This window comes from Mycobacterium sp. UM_Kg27 (assembly GCF_000972905.1).
Classification (GTDB): Bacteria; Actinomycetota; Actinomycetes; order Mycobacteriales; family Mycobacteriaceae; genus Mycobacterium.
Genome location: NZ_JRMM01000005.1, coordinates 22,542 through 37,286, shown reverse-complemented (window position 1 = coordinate 37,286; position 14,745 = coordinate 22,542). Strand labels below are relative to the sequence as shown.

Below are 14,745 nucleotides of genomic sequence, written 5' to 3'. Positions count from 1 at the left end.
GTCAGTGCGCCCCCTCAGCGGTCAGTGGTGCCGGATCGGTCTCACCGATCGTGGTCAAGGTGTGCGCGACACCCGGATTGATGATGTCCAGCGCGGGTTTGGGGTAGAAGCCGAGGAACAGCAGCAGCGCGATCAACGGCGTGACGACCAGCAACTCCCGCGGCACCAGATCGCGGATGCGCTCATTGCCCGCCGTGACCGGGCCGGTCATCACCCGCTGATACAGCCACAACATGTAGATCGAGGACAACACCAGCGCCGTGGAGCCGACCGCCGCCGCCACCCAGTACCGGTTGAACGTGCCGACCAAGACCAGGAACTCGCTGATGAACGGGGCCAGACCGGGCAGCGACAGGGTGGCCATCGCGGCGACCATGAAGGTGCCGGCCATCACCGGCGCCACCTTCTGCACGCCGCCGTAGTCCGAAATCGCCCGGGCACCGTCGCGCCGGGACACCAGGAACCCGGCGATCAGGAACAGTGCCGCCGTCGACAAGCCGTGGTTGAGCATGTACAACGTCGAACCGCTCTGCCCCTGGCTGGTCATGACGAAGATGCCCAAGATGATGAAGCCGAAGTGCGAGATCGAGGTGTAGGCGATCAAGCGCATCATGTCGCGCTGGCCGATCGCCACCATGGCCCCGTAGACCACGCCGATGACCGCCAGCACGATGATGACCGGACGGAAATATGTTGAGGCGTCGGGGAAGAGCTGCAGGCAGTACCGCAACATCCCGAAGGTCCCCACCTTGTCCATCACCGCCATCATCAGCACGGCAGTGGCCGGGGTGGATTCCACGGCGGCATCGGGCAGCCACCGGTGCAGTGGCCACAGCGGGGCTTTGACCGCGAAGGCGAACATGAAGCCGGCGAAGAGCAGCTTGAGTACACCCGGATCCACCGTCGTGGTCGCCGGGGAGAAGATCGAGACCAGTTCACGGAAGTCGAAGGTGCCGCCGGAGGCGCCTTCGCCGGAACTCACCACGTACACCCCGATCACCGCGGCCAGCATGATCAGACCGCCGAACAGGTTGTACAGCAGGAACTTCAGGGCCGCTTGGGAACGCTTGGCGCCATTCCCGAAACCGCCGATCATGAAGTACATCGGGATGAGCATCGCTTCGAAGAACACGTAGAACAGCAGCACATCCAGCGAGACCAGCGAGATCAACACCATCGCCTCGACGGTCAGGGTCAGCGCGGCGAACGCGTGCGGGCCGCGGGCTGACGAGCGCAAGCGCAGCGCAGCCGGGCGCTGGGGGTCGTTGGCATCGGCACCGTTCTGATCGGCCCGTTCGCCGTCGTTCCAGCCGGCCAACATCAGCAACGGCACCAGTCCGGCGGTCAACAACGCCAGGATCACCGCGATACCGTCCACTCCGAGCGTGTAGCTCGCGCCGAATGCCGGTATCCAGGAGTGCGACTCGACGAACTGGTAGGGGGCGGCCACCGGGGTCGTGTCGAAGCCGACGGTGACCACGATCGCGATCGCCAGCGTCGCCAGGCTCACCAGCAGGGCGGTCCACTTCGCCAGTGCTGCCGCTCGGGCCGGCAACACGATGACCAATCCGGCGCCGACCAGCGGTACCAACCACAGCAGGCTCAGCCAGGGCACGTTGTTGTTCACAGCTGCACCGCCAGCACGAGTGCGACGACCAGGACCGTACCGGCCAGCATGGTCAGCGCGTAGGAGCGCACGAAACCGGTCTGCAGGCGCCGCACCAGGTATGACGCGATCGCAACCAGGCCGGCTGTCATGTTGACCGAGCCATCAACCACCCGGTCGTCGACGCCGACCAGGCCTTGTGCCAGTCGGTTACCCGGACGCATGAGCACCTCCTCGTTGAAGGCATCGCCGTAGAGATACTTGCGGGCCGCCACCGTCAGCGCCGACACGTCGGTGGGCGCGGTGATCGGTATCGGCTTGCGGCCGTACATGTTGAAGGCCACGGCGACACCGAGTAGGACAACTCCGAGGGTGATCGCGCCGGTGAGCCAGGCCGGGATGGCGTGCGCGTGCTCGGCAACCGGCGCTACCCGGGTGACCACCGGCTCCAGCCAGTGCTCCAGGCGCCCGCCGATGGCCAGCGCGGCGCCGGCGAACACAGCGCCCAGAGCCAGCACGATCATCGGCCAGGTCATCACCCGCGGGGATTCGTGCGGGTGCTGCAGCACGCGGTCCGCACTCACCTCGCTCTCATCGGCGGCCCAGCGGCGCTCGCCGCCGAACGTCATCAGCATCACCCGGGTCATGTAGAAGGCGGTGATGCCGGCGCCCAGGATGGTGACCGCCCCCAGCACCCAGCCGCGGGTGCCGCCGGATGCCAACGCGGCCTCGATGATGGCGTCCTTGGACCAGTAGCCGGCGAACGGCGGCACCCCGATGATCGCGAGATAACACAGTCCGAACGTCGCGAACGTCACCGGCATGAAGCTGCGCAGGGCGCCGTAGCGGCGCATGTCCTGTTCGTCGTTCATCCCGTGCATCACCGACCCCGAGCCCAGGAACAGCCCGGCCTTGAAGAAGCCGTGGGTAAGCAGGTGCATGATCGCCACCGCGTAGCCGGCCGGGCCCAGGCCGGCGGCCAGCACCATGTAGCCGATCTGGCTGACCGTGGAGGCGGCCAGTGCCCGCTTGATGTCGTCGTTGGCGCAGCCGATGATCGCGCCGAACAGCAGCGTGAGGGCACCGACCACGACCACCGCCAGCCGGGCGTCGGGGGACAGATCGAACACCGGTCCGGACCGCACGATCAGGTAGACACCGGCGGTCACCATGGTGGCGGCGTGAATCAGGGCCGACACCGGGGTCGGGCCTTCCATGGCGTCGAACAACCAGGCCTGCAGCGGGACCTGCGCGGATTTGGCGCAGGCACCCACTAACAGCAGCAGGCCGATCGCGGTGGTCAGGCCGCTGGGGCCGGCGTCGCCGACCGCGCCGAACAGCCCGTCGTAGGACAGCGTGCCGAATCCGGCGAACATCACGAACATGGCCAGCGACAACCCGATGTCGCCGACCCGGTTGGACACGAACGCCTTCTTGCCGGCCGCGGCCGCCACCGGCTTGGCGTACCAGAAGCCGATCAGCAGGTAGGACGCCAGGCCGACGCCTTCCCAGCCGACGTAGAGGCCCAGGTAGTTGTCGGCCACGACCAGCAACAGCATCGCCGCGACGAACAGGTTGAGGTAGGCGAAAAACCGTCGCCGGTCCGGGTCGTGCTTCATGTAGCCGGTTGAGTAGATGTGGATCAGTGCGCCGACGCCGCTGATCAGCAGCACGAAGCAGATCGACAGCTGGTCGATCAGTATCCCGAAATCGACCTGCAGGGCACCGACCGGCACCCAGCTGAACAGGTGCGTGTGAATCGCCCGGTCTTCGCCGTCGCGGCCGAGCATGTCGGCCAGCAGGGCCAGGCCGATCCCGAACGAGCCGAGCACCGTGGCGCAGGCCAGTAGGTGTCCCCACCGATCGGTGCGGCGCCCGCCGAGTAACAGGATCAGGGCACCGGCCGTCGGAAGGGCCACCAGCAGCCAGCTCAGCTGGCTCAGATTCGTCATAGAGCTCCCCAACTCCTAGCCGCGCAGTAGGTTCGCGTCGTCGACCGAGGCGGATCGCCGGGCCCGGAAGATCGTCATGATGATGGCCAGGCCGATCACCACCTCGCAGGCGGCGACGACCATGGTGAAGAACGCGACCATCTGGCCGTCGAGCTGGGAGTGCAGCCGGGCGAAGGTGACGAACGCCAGGTTGGCGGCGTTGAGCATCAGCTCGACGCACATGAACATCACCAGTGCGTTGCGCCGCAACAGCACTCCGGTGGCGCCGATGGTGAACAGCATCGCCGACAGGTACAGGTAGTTCTCCGGATTCACTGGTCCGATTCCTCCCCGTTGGCCGCGGCGGTGCTGATGCGCCGCTCCTCAGCATCGCTCCGCTCTGCACCGTCGGCGGCGGCGGCGTTGCCGGTGGAACCGACCCAGCGGTGCGTCAAGGTGTCCGACACCGACAACTCGGAGTAGGTCCCGTCGGGTAGTCGTGCGGCGATGTCGACAGCGTTGTGGCGGGCGTACACCCCGGGCGTGGGCAGCGGGGTGGCCCGCCGGCCGGATTGGAAACGCTGGATGGACAGCTCCCGCTGCGTCATTCGCGGCTGCAGTCGTTCGCGGTGCGTCAGCACCATGGCGGCGAGCACCGCGGTGATCAGCAACGCACTGGTGAGCTCGAACGCCCACAGGTAGCGGGTGAAGATCAGCGCCGCCAGTCCCTCGACATTGTGCTGGCCCAGGTCCGCCGAGCCGGTGCCCGTCGCGGCGGGCGTGCCGATGCTTCGCAGGTGCGTTGTGGCGCTGCCGATTCCGGCGATCAGCAGCATTCCGAAACCGATGCCGGCGAGCGTGGCGCCGACTCGCTGGCCACGCAGGGTTTCCACCAGAGACTCGGCGGAGTCGACACCGATCAGCATCATCACGAACAGGAACAGCATCATCACCGCGCCGGTGTAGACGACGATCTGCACCACGCCCAGGAACATGGCGTCTTGCACGAAGTAGAACACCGCCAGGATCAACATCGTCATCGCCAGAAACAGCGCCGAGTAGACCGCCTTCGCGGCGGTGACGACGCCGATGGCACCGATGACCGCGATGACGCCCAGGACCCAGAACACGACCGCTTCCCCGGTCGAGGTGCGGACGACGATATCGGCGGCGAGCAGTGTGGTGCCCATCAGGCTTTACCCTGCTTGACTCGGTTCAGCATCACGAACAGGTCTGGCTCGGCATCGAGCCCGGCCGGGCTGACCCGGCCCAAGTAGTAGTCCTTTTCGGTGGCGCCGGGCGGCATCGCGTGCGGCGGCGCGACCATGCCCGGTTCCAGGGGCGCCAGTAGCTGGTCGCGTTCCCAGATCAGGTCGGCGCGGTTGTCGGCGGCCATCTCGTAGTTGTTGGTCATGGTCAGCGCGCGGGTGGGGCAGGCCTCGATGCACAGTCCGCAGCCGATGCAGCGCAGGTAGTTGATCTGGTAGACGCGCCCGTAGCGTTCGCCGGGGGAGAAGCGTTCCTCGTCGGTGTTGTCCGCGGCTTCCACGTAGATGGCGTCGGCTGGGCAGGCCCACGCGCACAATTCGCAGCCGATGCACTTCTCCAGCCCGTCCGGGTGCCGGTTGAGTTGGTGACGGCCGTGATAGCGCGGCGCCGTGGGCTTCTTGCGCTCGGGGTAGCCATCGTTGATCGGCCGCTTGAACATCGTCTTCCAGGTGACGCCGAACCCGGCCAGGGCGTCTCTCAAGCTAGCCATTGACGTCCTCCTTGACCCGCGATGGATTGCGTTGCGGCAGCGGTGGTGTCGGAAATGCCCCCTCGGACGAAGGCACTGCGACGGCTGGCGGCGGCGATTCGTCGAGGCGGCTGTTGAGCGCGCTGAACTTGCGATGCAGCGCCACCAGCAGCACCACCGTGGTCAGCGTGCTGATACCGGCCAGTGCCAGTTGCCAGTGCTGGTAGCCGTCGTTGCGCATGCTGCGCAGCACCGCGGCGAGCATTACCCACGACAATGCCACCGGGATCAGGATCTTCCAGCCCAGCGCCATGAACTGGTCGTAACGCAGCCGGGGCAGGGTCCCCCGCAGCCAGATGTAGATGAAGATGAAGCACCACAGCTTGAGGGTGAACCACAGCAGCGGCCACCAGCCGGTGTTGGCGGCCGGCCACATGTTGAACGGGAACGGCGCGTGCCAGCCGCCGAGGAACAAGGTGACGGCGACGGCCGAAACCGTGGCCATGTTGATGTATTCGGCGAGGAAGAACAGCGCGAACTTCAGCGACGAGTATTCGGTGTGGAAGCCGCCGACCAGTTCGCCTTCGGCCTCGGGCAGGTCGAACGGCGCGCGGTTGGTCTCACCGACCATCGCGGTCAAATACACCAGGAAGGCCGGCATAAGCAGGAATGCGAACCATGCCCGATCCTGGGCCGCCACGATGCCCGAGGTCGCCATGGTCCCGGCGTAGAGGAACACCGACGCGAACGCCAGACCCATGGCGACCTCGTAGGAGATCACCTGGGCGGTGGAGCGGATTCCGCCGAGCAGGGGATAGACGGATCCGGACGACCAGCCGGCCAGGATGATCCCGTACACCCCGATCGAGGACATCGCCAGCACGAACAGCACCGCGATCGGCAGGTCGGCCAGCTGCAGCGCGGTGCGGTGGCCGAAAATGCTGACCTCGGGACCGAGCGGGATCACGGCGAATGCGGTGATCGCCGGCACCGTCGAGATGATCGGCGCCAACGTATATATCGCCCGGTCGACGTTGAAGGGGGTGATGTCCTCCTTGAGCGCCAGTTTGATCGCATCGGCCAGGCTCTGCAGCCAGCCCTTTGGCCCGACGCGGTTGGGTCCGGGGCGCATCTGCATGCGGCCCACGACTTTTCGTTCGATGACGATCGCCAGGACCACCGTCAGTATCAGAAACACGAAGACGCCGAGGACCTTGACCAGCATCAACCACCAGGGATCGGTCATGAGCTGCGTCCTATCTGTACCGTCGCGCCGGGGGTGACTCCCAGATCCCGATGCACCGCGCAGCCGTGCGACTTCATCGGCAGCCACACCACGTTGTCGGGCATCTCGGTGATCACCAGCGGCAGGGTGATGCTGCCGTGCGCGGTGCTGACCGTGACCGGCTCGTCATCGGCCACACCGATATCGGCGGCCGTGGTCGCCGACAGACGCGCCACCGGTTTGCGGGCGGTGCCGGCCAGATTCGGTTCGCCGGCTTGCATCCGGCCCTCGTCGAGCAGCATGCGCCAGCCGGCCAGCACGGCTTCGCCGGTGCCGGGCTGCGGTGGTGACCCGGCGGCGACGTCGGGGCCGGCGACTCGCTCACCGGACCAGGCGCCCAGCCCCGCCAGTTCCTCGCGGGCAGCTTCCAGCGTGCCCAGCCCCAGCGCGACGCCCATCTCCTCGGCGAGGACGTCGAGCACCCGCCGGTCGGGCAGGGCGCCGGTGTCACCGAGCGCGACACCGAACCGCCGATGGCGGCCTTCCCAGTTGACATAGGTGCCGGACTTTTCGGCGGCGGCGGCCACCGGCAGCACCACGTCGGCGCGTTCGGTGACATCGCTGTGCCGCAACTCGAGACTGACCAGGAATCCGACCGCATCCAGGGCGGCCAGCGCCGCTGCCGGGTCGACCAGGTCGGTCGGCTCCAGCCCGCCGACCACCAGCGCCCCCAACGTTCCGTCGGCCGCGGCCGCCAGGATGGCGTCGGTATCGCGACCCGTCTGCGCCGGCAGGTCGTCGGAGCCCTCGAGACCCCACTCCCGCGCCACCTCGGCCCGCGCCGCCGGATCCCCCAGCGGACGTCCGCCCGGGAGCAGGCCGGCCAGCGCCCCGCCGTCCAGTGCTCCGCGTTCTCCGGCTCGGCGGGGCACCCAGGCCAGCTTCGCGCCGGTGGCTTCGACCAGCCGGATCGCCGCCGACAGTGCTCCCGGTGAGGCCGCCAACCGCTCGCCGACCAGCACCACCGCGCCCGGTTGGCGAAGCGCTTGCCCCAGATCGGATTCGTTCCCGGTGTGCAGGCCGTCCAGCGCCGCCGCCTCACCGCCGGGAACCACTGCCAGCAGGGTGCCGAACATCTTGGCCAGCCCGCGATCGGCGAACGGCGCCAGGCTGAACACCTTGGTGGCGTTCTTGCGGGCCGCCTTGCGCAGTCGCAAAAAGACGATCGGCGATTCTTCCTCGGGTTCCAGACCGGCCAGCAGCACCACCGGGGCGGCTTGCAGATCGGCATAGCTGACCTCGATGCCGCGACCTGCCACCCGGGCGGCCAGGAACGCGGCCTCTTCGGCGGACTGGGCACGCGCCCGGAAGTCGATGTCATCGCTGTGCAGCGCCACCCGGGCGAACTTGGCGTAGCCGTAGGCGTCCTCGGCCGATACCCGGCCGCCGACCAGTACGCCGGTGCGCCCACGTGCGGCGGCCAGGCCACGCGCCGCCACTGCCACCGCGTGCGGCCAGGAGGTGGGGACCAGTTTCCCGCTGTCGTCGCGGACCAGCGGCGTGGTGATCCGGTCGCTCTGGGTGGCGTAGGTGAACGCCCAGCGGCCCTTGTCGCAGTTCCATTCCTCGTTGACGTCCGGGTCTTCGCCGGCCATCCGCCGCATCACCTTGCCGCGACGGTGGTCGGTGCGCTGCGCGCAGCCCGACGAGCAGTGTTCGCAGACGGTGGGGGTGGACACCAGGTCGAACGGGCGGGCCCGGAACCGGTAGGAGGCGCCGGTGAGTGCGCCCACCGGGCAGATCTGCACGGTGTTGCCCGAGAAGTAGGAGTCGAACGGCGTGTCGGTGTAGATGCCCACCTGTTGCAGGGCGCCGCGATCCATCATTTCGATGAACTTGTCCCCGGCGATCTCATCGGCGAACCGGGTGCAACGTGCACACAGGATGCAGCGGTCGCGGTCCAGCAGCACCTGCGAGGAGATGTTGATCGGCTTGGGGTAGTGACGCTTGGTCTCCTCGAAGCGGGTCTCGGTGCGGCCGTGCGTCATCGCCTGGTTCTGCAGCGGGCACTCACCGCCCTTGTCGCAGGTCGGGCAGTCCAGCGGGTGATTGATCAGCAACAGCTCCATCACCAGGTGCTGGGCCCGATCGGCCTCGGCGGAGGTGTGCTGGGTGCGTACCACCATGCCGTCGGCGGCGGCCACCGCACACGACGGCTGTGGCTTGCGCTGGCCCTCCACCTCGACCATGCACTGCCGGCACCAGGCCACCGGGTCCAGCAGCGGGTGATCACAGAACCGCGGGACCTCGATGCCCAACTGTTCAGCGGCCCGAATGATCAAAGTGCCCTTGGGGACCGTGATCTGTTGGTCGTCGATGGTGAGGGTCACCGACTCCTGGCCGTCCGGCTGAGAAGTTTGGGTCACGCCACACCGCCTGCTGCTCCACCTGGCACGAACATGCTCGCTTTCGGGTCGAACGGGCAGCCGCCCTCGAGGTGGGCGATGTATTCGTCACGGAAGTACTGGATCGACGACTTCACCGGCATGGCCGCGCCGTCGCCCAAGGCGCAGAAAGACTTTCCGAACAGGACGTCGGCGATGTCCAGCAGGGTGTCGAGGTCTTCGGGGGTGCCGCGGCCGGCTTCCAGACGTTCGTAGATGGGCACCAGCCAGTAGGTGCCCTCACGACACGGCGTGCATTTCCCGCAGGACTCATGCTTGTAGAACTCCGACCAGCGTCCGGCGGCGCGTACCACGCAGGTGGTCTCGTCGAAGATCTGTAATGCCTTGGTGCCCAGCATCGATCCCACCGATGCCATGCCCTCGTAGTCCAACGGGATATCGAGGTGCTCCTCGGTCAGAATCGGGGTCGACGACCCGCCCGGCGTCCAGAACTTCAACCGGTGTCCGTCGCGTATGCCGCCGGCGTAGCCGAGCAGTTCGCGCAGCGTGATGCCCAGCGGCGCCTCGTATTGGCCGGGCCGGTTGACGTGCCCGGACAGCGAATACAGGGTGAACCCGCGGGATTTCTCGGTGCCCATGGAGCGGAACCACTCCGCACCGTTGCGCAGGATCGACGGCACGCTGGCGATCGATTCGACGTTGTTGACCACCGTCGGCGAGGCGTACAACCCGGCCACGGCGGGGAACGGCGGGCGCAGCCGCGGCTGGCCCCGATAGCCCTCCAGCGACTCGATCAGCGCGGTCTCCTCGCCGCAGATGTAGGCGCCTGCTCCGGCGTGCACAGTGATGTCCAGGTCGAAGCCGCTGCCGCCGATGTTGGTGCCCAGCAATCCCGCCGCATACGCCTCGGCGACCGCGGCCTGCATTCGGCGCACCACCGGCAGCACTTCGCCGCGGATGTAGATGAAGGCGTTGCGGGCGCGGATTGCGTAGCAACACACGATCATGCCCTCGATGAGGACATGCGGTGTCGCCATCAGCAGCGGCATGTCCTTGCAGGTGCCGGGCTCGGATTCGTCGGCATTGACCAGCAGGTAGTGAGGACGCGCCCCAGGACCCTCACTGCCTTGGGGGACAAAGGACCACTTGGTTCCGGTGGAGAATCCGGCGCCGCCTCGGCCCCGCAACCCGGAGTCCTTGACCAGTTCGATGACCTCGTCGGGTGTCATCGCCAGCGCGCGCTTCATGCCGACGTAGCCGTCGTGGCGGCGGTAGGTCTCCAGCGTCCAGGACTCGGGCTCGTCCCAGTAGCTGCTGAGCACCGGGGTCAGCGGTGTGCCCTCGGGCGGTGTTCCTTTGGTAAGGGTCATTTCGCACCCCTATCGGTCTTGCTGCCGGGCTCCGGTGCCGTCATCCCGCGCTCACGGGCCACCTGCAGGCCGGCCAGCGTCGCCGCGCCGGCACCTCCTTGGCCGTCGTCGGAGCGTTCGTCCGGGAAGCCGGCGAGAATCCGCTCGGTGGCGGCGAAACTGCACAGCGGCATTCCTCGGGTGGGCCGCACTTCGGCATCGGCGCGCAACTTGTCGACCAGTTCACGCGCCGATTCCGGGGTCTGATTGTCGAAGAACTCCCAGTTGACCATCACCACCGGCGCGTAGTCGCAGGCGGCGTTGCACTCGATGTGCTGCAGGGTGACCGAGCCGTCCGCAGTGGTCTGATCGTTGCTGACGCCCAAGTGTTCCTTGAGCTCGGAGTAGATGGTGTCGCCGCCCATCACCGCACACAGGGTGTTGGTGCAGACGCCGACCAGGTACTTACCGGTGGGATCACGCCGGTACATCGAGTAGAACGACGCGACCCCGGCGACGTCGGCGCTGGTCAAGCCCAACAGTTCCGCGACGAACGACATGCCGGCCGGTGTGATGTAGGTGTCCTCCGACTGCACCAGATGCAGCAGCGGCAGGATCGCCGAGCGCGGCTGCGGGTATCGGCCGATGATCTCCTTGGCGTCGGCCTCCAGCCGGGCTCGCACGTCGGGGGAGTAGGCGGTCGGGGCGCCGGGGTGGTTGAACTGATTGGGTTCTTCGGGCTGTCGGCCCAGCTGCAGAAAGACTCGGTTGCCGTCGGTCCCGGCGGTCGGCGGCATCAACCGGCCACGCCCGGTCTTGTTGACGCCGACCTTGTCGATCTCGCCGCCTGGCGCGCTCACCGGTCCACCCCGCCCATGACCGGGTCGATGCTGGCGACCGCGGCGATCACGTCGGCGATCAGCCCGCCCTCGCTCATGGCGGCCACTGCCTGCAGGTTGGTGAACGACGGGTCCCGATAGTGCACCCGGTAGGGGCGAGTACCGCCGTCGCTGACCATGTGCACCCCCAGTTCGCCGCGGGGTGACTCGACCGAGACGAACACCTGCCCCGGCGGCACCCACAGATCCTCGGTGACTCGCTTGAAGTGGTGGATCAGACCTTCCATCGAGTGGCCCATGATCCAGCCGATGTGCTCGCGGGAGTTGCCCTGCCCGTCCGGGCCGATGGTCAGGTCGGCCGGCCAGGCGATCTTGCGGTCGGAGACCATCACCGGGCCGGGCTGCAGCTTGTCCAGACACTGTTCGACGATTTTCAGGGACTCCTTGATCTCTGCGATGCGGATCAGGTAGCGGCCGTACGCATCACAGCCGTCGTCGGTGATCACCTCGAACTCGTAGTCCTGGTAGCCGCAGTAGGGTTCCGCACGTCGCACGTCATAGGGCAGGCCCGTCGAGCGCAGTACCGGTCCGGTGATGCCCAGCGCCATGCACCCGGTCAGGTCGAGGTAGCCCACGCCTTTGGTGCGGGCCTTCCAGATGTAGTTCTCGGTCAGCAGGTCCTCGATATCCTTGAGCCGCTTGGGCATCAGCTTGAGGAAGTCGCGAATCATGGGGATCGCGTCGCCGGGAAGGTCCACCGACACCCCGCCGGGCCGGACGTACTGATGGTTCATCCGCAGACCGGTGATCGCCTCGAAGATGTCGAGTACCAGCTCGCGTTCCCGGAAACCGAACAGCATCACCGAGAGCGCGCCGAGCTCCATGCCACCGGTCGCGAGTGCGACCAGATGCGAGGACATCCGGTTGAGCTCCATCATCAATACCCGGATGACGCTGGCGCGTTCGGGGATGTCTTCGGTGATGCCCAGCAGTTTCTCTACCCCGAGGCAGTAGGCGGTCTCGTTGAAGAACGGTGACAGGTAGTCCATCCGGGTCACGAATGTGACGCCTTGGGTCCAGTAGCGGCTTTCCAGGTTCTTCTCGATGCCGGTGTGCAGATAACCGATGCCGCAGCGGGCTTCGGTGACGGTCTCACCCTCGAGTTCCAGGATCAGGCGTAGCACGCCGTGCGTCGACGGGTGCTGGGGCCCCATGTTCACGACGATGCGTTCGCCGGGGTCAGCGGCCTTGGCGGCGTCGACCACCTGATCCCATTCCTGCCCACCGACATTGAGAACGGTGTGCGGTGTATCGGTGCTCATTACTTGTAAGCCCTCCGCTGGTCCGGCGGCGGTATCTGTGCGCCCTTGTACTCGACCGGGATGCCGCCCAATGGGTAGTCCTTGCGCTGCGGGTGACCGTGCCAGTCGTCGGGCATCTCGATTCGGGTCAGTGAGGGGTGGCCGTCGAAGATGATCCCGAAAAAGTCGTAGGTCTCCCGCTCATGCCAGTCGGTGGTCGGGTAGATGGCGAAGAGCGAAGGAATGTGCGGATCCGCGTCGGGGGCAACGACTTCCAGGCGGACGCGGCGGTTGTGGGTGATGGATCGCAGTGGATACACCGCGTGCAACTCGCGGTCGGCGTCGCCGGGGTAGTGCACACCGGAGACTCCGAGGCTCAGCTCGAAGCGCAGTTCCGGCTCGTCGCGCAGCAGCCGGGCGACCGCCGGCAGCTGCGCGCGTGCAACGTAGAGGGTCAGTTCATCGCGGTAGACGACAACTTTCTCAATGGCGTCGGCGAACTCGATTCCGTTGCGCTGCAGCGCGACGCTGAGGGTGTCGACAAGTTCGTCGAAGTATCCGCCGTAGGGCCGTGGGGTCTCGCCGGGGAGCGTGGCCTCGGTGACAAGACGTCCGTATCCGGACGTGTCGCCGGTGCCCGTCGCGCCGAACAGGCCGTGGCGTACCTTGATTAGGTCTTCGGGCCCGTTGCGGTCGCGGTCCCCGCCGCCTGCCTCGCTCACCGCAGCAACCCCCTCATCTGCCAGGTGGACGGCGCCGACAAGGCGGCCTCCTCGGTCGCGGTGATCACCTGTTCTCTGTTGGCACCCAAGGGCATTGAGCGAATCTTCTCGTGCAGCTTGAGGATTGCGTACATCAGCATCTCTGGTCGGGGCGGACACCCAGGCAGGTAGATATCGACCGGGACGACATGGTCCACGCCCTGCACGATCGCGTAGTTGTTGAACATTCCGCCCGACGACGCACACACGCCCATCGACAGCACCCACTTGGGCTCCACCATCTGGTCGTAGATCTGGCGCAGCACCGGTGCCATCTTCTGGCTGACCCGGCCCGCGACGATCATCAGATCGGCCTGCCGCGGTGAGGCCCGGAAAACCTCCATCCCGAACCGGGACAGGTCGTAGTCGGGTGCCATCGTCGACATCATCTCGATCGCGCAACAGGCCAGGCCGAAGGTGGCCGGCCACAGCGACCCGGTGCGGAAGTACCCGGCCAGGTCTTCCACCGTGGACAGTAGGAGCCCGCTCGGCAGTTGCTCTTCTAATCCCATGTCTAAGCCCGCCTACTCCCGCTCAATCCCAATTCAGGCCGCCGCGCCGCCAGACGTAGGCGTAGGCGACGAACACGATGACGGCGAACAGCACCATTTCGATGAGGGCGAACATTCCAAGCCCGTCGAAGGCCACTGCCCAGGGGTAGAGAAAAACGATCTCGATGTCGAAGACGATGAACAGCATCGCCGTCAGGTAGTACTTCACCGGGAACCGCTGCCCGGATGGAGCGTGCGGACCGCTGACCGGCTGGTCTGTGGGCTCGATGCCGCACTCGTAGGCTTCTAGTTTCGACCGGTTGTAGCGCGAGGGGCCTACCAGAGCGGTGGCGACCACGGAAAATACGGCGAAACCGGCGGCGAGCGCGGCGAGGACCAGGATCGGCAGGTAGAGGTTCATGCTCAGTGACGTAGTTCCCTTCCGGGCACCGATGTGACTTCAGGCACAGCCTAGTCTGCTGCCACGAGGCGGTTGGGAAGAATCCGAAATTGCCGACAACTGTGACGGGTATCACCTGTAGCGGTAACGGCGACAGGGGAATTCGGTCCTGAGGCTGCCCTAACCCCGCCGGTTCAGCGAGGCTCGACGCAGGAGAGGTGAGGCTGGGACCGCGGTATCAACCAGGGGTCGGCGTGCGCAGCAGACCCAGCACCGCGCGGCTCAGTTCCATCGGGTCGATCGGGTGGGCCACCGCGGTGTCGGCATGTGACCATTTGGCGAGCCAGACGTCGTCGGCGCGGCCGATCAGCACCAGGATCGGCGGGCAGGGCGTGATCTCGTCTTTGAGCTGTTTGCAGATGCCCATCCCGCCGGCCGGGGTTGCCTCCCCGTCCAGGATCGCCAGGTCGATTCCGCCGGCATCCATCTGCCGGATCACCACCGGCTCGGTCGCGACCTCGACATAAGTCAGCTCCGGTAGGTCCGGGTGCAGCTGCTTGCCCAACGCGGTCATAACCCGTGCGCGGGTCGCGGCGTCGTCACTGTAGACAAGGATTCGCAGCGCGGCATTGGAGTCGGACACGAACCAGATGCTACTGCGCAGGTCCTGTCGATACACCAGGTTTGGAGCAGCGTCGT

14 protein-coding genes are annotated in these 14,745 nt (G+C 66.6%); all 14 read right to left on the bottom strand.

Features of this window, described 5'->3' with window-relative positions; translation table 11 throughout:
- Nucleotide 1: 1 nt before the first annotated feature.
- The gene (locus LI94_RS01695; RefSeq protein ID WP_024442455.1) at nucleotides 2-1,627 is read right to left on the bottom strand and encodes an NADH-quinone oxidoreductase subunit M; all 1,626 of its coding nucleotides are present in this window, start codon (nucleotides 1,625-1,627) and stop codon (nucleotides 2-4) included.
- Nucleotides 1,624-3,558: an NADH-quinone oxidoreductase subunit L gene (nuoL, locus tag LI94_RS01690; RefSeq protein WP_046300093.1), complete on the bottom strand. Its 1,935-nt coding sequence runs from the start codon at nucleotides 3,556-3,558 to the stop codon at nucleotides 1,624-1,626. The genes LI94_RS01695 and nuoL overlap by 4 nt, the downstream gene beginning before the upstream one ends.
- Before the next feature lie 15 nt (nucleotides 3,559-3,573).
- A complete protein-coding gene (nuoK, locus tag LI94_RS01685) occupies nucleotides 3,574-3,873 on the bottom strand; it encodes an NADH-quinone oxidoreductase subunit NuoK (RefSeq protein ID WP_024442457.1) in 300 nt (99 codons plus the stop codon).
- Nucleotides 3,870-4,727 carry an NADH-quinone oxidoreductase subunit J gene (locus LI94_RS01680; protein WP_046300092.1) on the bottom strand — a complete coding sequence of 286 codons (858 nt, stop codon included), beginning with the start codon at nucleotides 4,725-4,727 and terminating at the stop codon, nucleotides 3,870-3,872. Before LI94_RS01680 ends, nuoK begins: the two co-directional genes overlap by 4 nt.
- Nucleotides 4,727-5,296 (bottom strand): NADH-quinone oxidoreductase subunit NuoI, encoded by a 570-nt coding sequence (nuoI, locus tag LI94_RS01675; protein ID WP_024442459.1) that lies wholly within the window; start codon nucleotides 5,294-5,296, stop codon nucleotides 4,727-4,729. Before nuoI ends, LI94_RS01680 begins: the two co-directional genes overlap by 1 nt.
- The gene (nuoH, locus tag LI94_RS01670; protein ID WP_046300091.1) at nucleotides 5,289-6,521 is read right to left on the bottom strand and encodes an NADH-quinone oxidoreductase subunit NuoH; all 1,233 of its coding nucleotides are present in this window, start codon (nucleotides 6,519-6,521) and stop codon (nucleotides 5,289-5,291) included. Before nuoH ends, nuoI begins: the two co-directional genes overlap by 8 nt.
- Complete coding sequence (locus LI94_RS01665) at nucleotides 6,518-8,926, bottom strand: NADH-quinone oxidoreductase subunit G (RefSeq protein WP_046300090.1); 2,409 nt, start codon at nucleotides 8,924-8,926, stop codon at nucleotides 6,518-6,520. The genes nuoH and LI94_RS01665 overlap by 4 nt, the downstream gene beginning before the upstream one ends.
- Nucleotides 8,923-10,275, bottom strand: a complete 1,353-nt coding sequence (gene nuoF / locus LI94_RS01660; RefSeq protein WP_046300089.1) for an NADH-quinone oxidoreductase subunit NuoF — start codon at nucleotides 10,273-10,275, stop codon at nucleotides 8,923-8,925. Before nuoF ends, LI94_RS01665 begins: the two co-directional genes overlap by 4 nt.
- Complete coding sequence (gene nuoE, locus LI94_RS01655) at nucleotides 10,272-11,051, bottom strand: NADH-quinone oxidoreductase subunit NuoE (RefSeq protein ID WP_046300114.1); 780 nt, start codon at nucleotides 11,049-11,051, stop codon at nucleotides 10,272-10,274. The genes nuoF and nuoE overlap by 4 nt, the downstream gene beginning before the upstream one ends.
- A 59-nt stretch (nucleotides 11,052-11,110) precedes the next feature.
- Nucleotides 11,111-12,415, bottom strand: a complete 1,305-nt coding sequence (gene nuoD, locus LI94_RS01650; protein WP_024442464.1) for an NADH dehydrogenase (quinone) subunit D — start codon at nucleotides 12,413-12,415, stop codon at nucleotides 11,111-11,113.
- Nucleotides 12,415-13,116, bottom strand: coding sequence for an NADH-quinone oxidoreductase subunit C (locus tag LI94_RS01645; RefSeq protein WP_046300088.1), 702 nt, complete (start codon nucleotides 13,114-13,116; stop codon nucleotides 12,415-12,417). The genes nuoD and LI94_RS01645 overlap by 1 nt, the downstream gene beginning before the upstream one ends.
- A complete protein-coding gene (locus LI94_RS01640; protein WP_024442466.1) occupies nucleotides 13,113-13,667 on the bottom strand; it encodes an NADH-quinone oxidoreductase subunit B in 555 nt (184 codons plus the stop codon). The genes LI94_RS01645 and LI94_RS01640 overlap by 4 nt, the downstream gene beginning before the upstream one ends.
- Nucleotides 13,668-13,689: 22 nt before the next feature.
- On the bottom strand, nucleotides 13,690-14,067 hold the full coding sequence (locus LI94_RS01635) for an NADH-quinone oxidoreductase subunit A (RefSeq protein WP_024442467.1): 378 nt from the start codon (nucleotides 14,065-14,067) through the stop codon (nucleotides 13,690-13,692).
- Nucleotides 14,068-14,284: 217 nt separating this feature from the next.
- Nucleotides 14,285-14,689, bottom strand: coding sequence for a response regulator transcription factor (locus tag LI94_RS01630; RefSeq protein WP_046300113.1), 405 nt, complete (start codon nucleotides 14,687-14,689; stop codon nucleotides 14,285-14,287).
- Nucleotides 14,690-14,745: the final 56 nt, after the last annotated feature.